This is a genomic window from Marinobacter sp. VGCF2001, assembly GCF_049943275.1.
Taxonomy (GTDB): Bacteria; Pseudomonadota; Gammaproteobacteria; order Pseudomonadales; family Oleiphilaceae; genus Marinobacter.
Map to the genome: position 1 here is coordinate 1 of NZ_JBNFVX010000031.1, position 5,780 is coordinate 5,780.

The 5,780-nt window shown below is 52.5% G+C and carries 2 tRNA genes and 3 rRNA genes; all 5 read right to left on the reverse strand.

The annotated features are described in order from the left end of the window. Positions 1-44: 44 nt before the first annotated feature. Positions 45-159 (reverse strand): 5S ribosomal RNA (gene rrf / locus ACP2AU_RS16540). Between the two features lie 79 nt (positions 160-238). Further along, positions 239-3,130 (reverse strand): 23S ribosomal RNA (locus ACP2AU_RS16545). 323 nt (positions 3,131-3,453) lie between these two features. Next, positions 3,454-3,529 (reverse strand) — tRNA-Ala (locus tag ACP2AU_RS16550). A gap of 96 nt (positions 3,530-3,625) precedes the next feature. Further along, positions 3,626-3,702: transfer RNA gene (locus ACP2AU_RS16555), tRNA-Ile, on the reverse strand. A gap of 88 nt (positions 3,703-3,790) precedes the next feature. After that, a 16S ribosomal RNA gene (locus ACP2AU_RS16560) occupies positions 3,791-5,331 on the reverse strand. The 16S, 23S and 5S rRNA genes sit together here with 2 tRNA genes alongside, the layout of an rRNA operon. Positions 5,332-5,780: the final 449 nt, after the last annotated feature.

The following is a 5,780-nucleotide window of genomic DNA, read 5'->3' on the forward strand; positions in this document are numbered from 1 at the left end:
AAAAAACCCCAGCATCGAAGATGCTGGGGTTTTTGGTATTAAGCGCCTGACGATGACCTACTCTCACATGGGCAACGCCACACTACCATCGGCGCAGGTCTGTTTCACTTCTGAGTTCGGGATGGGATCAGGTGGTTCCAGACCGCTATGGTCGTCAGGCAAAACGGTTGATCACTGGGGGACGAGAAGAACGTGATGTTGATTTCGTTGCGTTATCCGCAATTGTCTTGGGTGTTATATAGTCAAGCCGCACGAGCAATTAGTATCGGTTAGCTCAACGCCTCGCAGCGCTTACACACCCGACCTATCAACGTCCTGGTCTTGAACGGCTCTTTAGTAGGCTCAAGGCCTAAGGGAGATCTCATCTTGGAAGGGGCTTCCCGCTTAGATGCTTTCAGCGGTTATCCTGTCCGAACATAGCTACCGGGCAATGCTTCTGGCGAAACAACCCGAACACCAGAGGTTCGTCCACTCCGGTCCTCTCGTACTAGGAGCAGCTTTCCTCAAATCTCCAACGTCCACGGCAGATAGGGACCGAACTGTCTCACGACGTTCTAAACCCAGCTCGCGTACCACTTTAAATGGCGAACAGCCATACCCTTGGGACCGGCTTCAGCCCCAGGATGTGATGAGCCGACATCGAGGTGCCAAACACCGCCGTCGATGTGAACTCTTGGGCGGTATCAGCCTGTTATCCCCGGAGTACCTTTTATCCGTTGAGCGATGGCCCTTCCATACAGAACCACCGGATCACTATGACCTACTTTCGTACCTGCTCGACGTGTCTGTCTCGCAGTCAAGCGGGCTTGTGCCATTACACTAACCGCACGATGTCCGACCGTGCTTAGCCCACCTTTGTGCTCCTCCGTTACGCTTTGGGAGGAGACCGCCCCAGTCAAACTACCCACCACACAGTGTCCTCAACCCCGATAAGGGGCCAGAGTTAGAACCTCAAACATGCCAGGCTGGTATTTCAAGGTTGGCTCCACCGGAACTGGCGTTCCGGTTTCAAAGCCTCCCAGCTATCCTACACAAGCATGCTCAAAGTTCACTGTGAAGCTATAGTAAAGGTTCACGGGGTCTTTCCGTCTAGCCGCGGATACACCGCATCTTCACGGCGATTTCAATTTCACTGAGTCTCGGGTAGAGACAGCGCCCCCATCGTTACGCCATTCGTGCAGGTCGGAACTTACCCGACAAGGAATTTCGCTACCTTAGGACCGTTATAGTTACGGCCGCCGTTTACCGGGGCTTCGATCAAGAGCTTCGCACGAGTGCTAACCCCATCAATTAACCTTCCGGCACCGGGCAGGCGTCACACCGTATACGTCCACTTTCGTGTTTGCACAGTGCTGTGTTTTTAATAAACAGTCGCAGGGGCCTGGTATCTTCGACCGGCTTCCGCTCCACCCGCAGGGGTTTCACGTACATACCGGCGTGCCTTCTCCCGAAGTTACGGCACCATTTTGCCTAGTTCCTTTACCCGAGTTCTCTCAAGCGCCTTGGTATTCTCTACCTGACCACCTGTGTCGGTTTGGGGTACGGTCTCGAATAGCCTGAAGCTTAGAAGATTTTCCTGGAAGCAGGGCATCAATGACTTCGCGCCCTTGGGCACTCGTCGTCGCGTCTCGGGATTGTGGACCCGGATTTGCCTAAGTCCACTCCCTACTCGCTTAAACCGGGACAACCGTCGCCCGGCTCACCTAGCCTTCTCCGTCTCTCCATCGCAGCTATCCAAGGTACGGGAATATTAACCCGTTTCCCATCGATTACACCTTTCGGTCTCACCTTAGGGGCCGACTCACCCTGCGCCGATTAGCGTTGCGCAGGAAACCTTGGTCTTCCGGCGTGGGAGTTTTTCACTCCCATTGTCGTTACTCATGTCAGCATTCGCACTTCTGATACCTCCAGCAAGCTTCTCAACTCACCTTCGCAGGCCTACAGAACGCTCCCCTACCCCGCATACAGAGTATGCAGCCGCAGCTTCGGTGACCAGTTTGAGCCCCGTTACATCTTCCGCGCAGGCCGACTCGACTAGTGAGCTATTACGCTTTCTTTAAAGGATGGCTGCTTCTAAGCCAACCTCCTAGCTGTCTGAGCCTTCCCACATCGTTTCCCACTTAACTGGTACTTGGGGACCTTAGCTGGCGGTCTGGGTTGTTTCCCTCTTCACGACGGACGTTAGCACCCGCCGTGTGTCTCCCGGATAGTACTCACAGGTATTCGGAGTTTGCCTGGGGTTGGTAAGTCGAGATGACCCCCTAGCCCAAACAGTGCTCTACCCCCTGTGGTATTCGTCCGAGGCGCTACCTAAATAGCTTTCGGGGAGAACCAGCTATCTCCGGGCTTGATTAGCCTTTCACTCCGATCCACAAGTCATCCCCTGGCTTTTCAACGACAGTGGGTTCGGTCCTCCAGTTGATGTTACTCAACCTTCAACCTGCTCATGGATAGATCGCCCGGTTTCGGGTCTATGCCCAGCGACTAAATCGCCCTATTCAGACTCGGTTTCCCTACGGCTCCCCTAAACGGTTAACCTCGCCACTGAACATAAGTCGCTGACCCATTATACAAAAGGTACGCCGTCACAGAACAAGTCTGCTCCGACTGCTTGTACGCATACGGTTTCAGGGTCTATTTCACTCCCCTCACAGGGGTTCTTTTCGCCTTTCCCTCACGGTACTGGTTCACTATCGGTCAGTCAGGAGTATTTAGCCTTGGAGGATGGTCCCCCCATATTCAGTCAACGTTTCTCGTGCGCCGACCTACTCGATTTCACTAGACTCAGGTTTCGGATACGGGGCTATCACCCACTATGGCGGCACTTTCCAGAGCCTTCTCCTACCAGTTGTCTAGCTTAAGGGCTAGTCCCCGTTCGCTCGCCGCTACTTAGGGAATCTCGGTTGATTTCTTTTCCTCGGGGTACTTAGATGTTTCAGTTCCCCCGGTTCGCCTCTTACACCTATGTATTCAGTGCAAGATACCTGGCCTAGACCAGGTGGGTTTCCCCATTCAGAAATGTCCGGATCACAGCTCGTTTGCCAGCTCCCCGAACCTTATCGCAGGCTTCCACGTCTTTCATCGCCTCTGACTGCCAAGGCATCCACCGTATGCGCTTAGTTGCTTGACTATATAACCCCAAGACAACTGTGCTCGATCAAGACTTAAACCAGGCAAGCCTGACGTAAGTATCAATAGAGACAGTCACTTGAAGCGATATAACAACCACTTCAACGACAACACCGGATAACGCTTGAAATCGTTATCACTTTGAACATTTTCTCTCGGAGATAATGAGAGAAACATATTCGTGTTCTATCTCGTCCAATTTGTTAAAGAGCAAATCTGACCCAGTGATCAGAAAGAAGATCTTCAGCGGAAACTCTTTCATGAGTCACACAACTGAAAAGCTTGTTTCTGTACACTGCTAACCGAAGTTAGTCAGTAAAGTTTTGGTGGAGCTAGGCAGGATCGAACTGCCGACCTCCTGCGTGCAAGGCAGGCGCTCTCCCAGCTGAGCTATAGCCCCAAGAAGCTATCTACAAGAATCATTCAGATCTAGGCGTCGAAATTTGCCGCATAGCCTGCTATGCAAATACTTCGACAACGACGAGCTGGATAATTCTGGTGGGTCTGGGTGGACTTGAACCACCGACCTCACCCTTATCAGGGGTGCGCTCTAACCACCTGAGCTACAGACCCAAACAATCGGGCCTGTAAGACCCTTTGCTCTCTTTATTAGCCAACCAAGTAATTCGTGTGGACTCTGACCGAAGCATTCGGCTTCGTTTAAGGAGGTGATCCAGCCGCAGGTTCCCCTACGGCTACCTTGTTACGACTTCACCCCAGTCATGAACCACACCGTGGTAATCGTCCTCCCGAAGGTTAGACTAACTACTTCTGGTGCAATCCACTCCCATGGTGTGACGGGCGGTGTGTACAAGGCCCGGGAACGTATTCACCGCGACATTCTGATTCGCGATTACTAGCGATTCCGACTTCACGGAGTCGAGTTGCAGACTCCGATCCGGACTACGATGCGTTTTAAGGGATTGGCTCACTCTCGCGAGTTGGCAGCCCTCTGTACGCACCATTGTAGCACGTGTGTAGCCCTGGCCGTAAGGGCCATGATGACCTGACGTCATCCCCACCTTCCTCCGGTTTGTCACCGGCAGTCTCCCTGGAGTTCTCAGCATTACCTGCTAGCAACCAGGGATAGGGGTTGCGCTCGTTACGGGACTTAACCCAACATCTCACGACACGAGCTGACGACGGCCATGCAGCACCTGTGTCAGAGTTCCCGAAGGCACCAATCCATCTCTGGAAAGTTCTCTGCATGTCAAGGCCAGGTAAGGTTCTTCGCGTTGCGTCGAATTAAACCACATGCTCCACCGCTTGTGCGGGCCCCCGTCAATTCATTTGAGTTTTAACCTTGCGGCCGTACTCCCCAGGCGGTCAACTTAGTGCGTTAGCTGCGCCACTAAGGATTCAAGATCCCCAACGGCTAGTTGACATCGTTTACGGCGTGGACTACCAGGGTATCTAATCCTGTTTGCTCCCCACGCTTTCGCACCTCAGTGTCAGTGTTGGTCCAGGTAGCCGCCTTCGCCACTGGTGTTCCTTCCTATATCTACGCATTTCACCGCTACACAGGAAATTCCACTACCCTCTACCACACTCTAGTCTGACAGTTCGAAATGCCGTTCCCAGGTTAAGCCCGGGGCTTTCACATCTCGCTTACCAAACCACCTACGCGCGCTTTACGCCCAGTAAATCCGATTAACGCTTGCACCCTCCGTATTACCGCGGCTGCTGGCACGGAGTTAGCCGGTGCTTCTTCTGTGAGTAACGTCAAGGCTGACCAGTATTAGTGACCAACTTTTCCTCCTCACTGAAAGTGCTTTACAACCCGAAAGCCTTCTTCACACACGCGGCATGGCTGGATCAGGGTTGCCCCCATTGTCCAATATTCCCCACTGCTGCCTCCCGTAGGAGTTCGGGCCGTGTCTCAGTCCCGATGTGGCTGATCATCCTCTCAGACCAGCTACGGATCGTTGCCTTGGTAGGCCATTACCCCACCAACTAGCTAATCCGACTTAGGCTCATCCGATAGCGCAAGGTCCGAAGATCCCCTGCTTTCTCCCGTAGGACGTATGCGGTATTAATCCGGGTTTCCCCGGGCTATCCCCCACTACCAGGCAGATTCCTAAGCATTACTCACCCGTCCGCCGCTCGACGCCTGATAGCAAGCTATCATCGTTTCCGCTCGACTTGCATGTGTTAAGCCTGCCGCCAGCGTTCAATCTGAGCCATGATCAAACTCTTCAGTTTAAATCATACAAGAATCCGAAGATTCTTAATTCTTGCTCAAGACAAAACTCAATTTCGACGAGTCACTGTCCTGATATTTCGTATCCGAAATACCTCGGCCAGCGCCCACACGAATTACTTGGTTAACTTTTTAAAGAGCGTTTGAGCTGTTGCTCAATCAAGGCCGCGTATTCTACATCGTCTCGCTGCCTTGTCAACCACTTTTTTCGAAGAATTTTAAAAGCAAATTTTCGAACAACTTCAAGTGGTTACCTTCTTCGTGAACCGGCCTCGCCGTGCCCCTCAGAAGTGGTGCGCATTCTACACTGAACCGCCACCTTGTCAACCGCTTTTTTAAACTTTCTTGAAAACGTTTTCTTCAAGACTTTCAAGCGGTTACCTTTCGATTTCCGGCCCGCCTAATTGGCTTGCCCCTCGAAAGAGATGCGCATTCTACAGACCTCACCGAA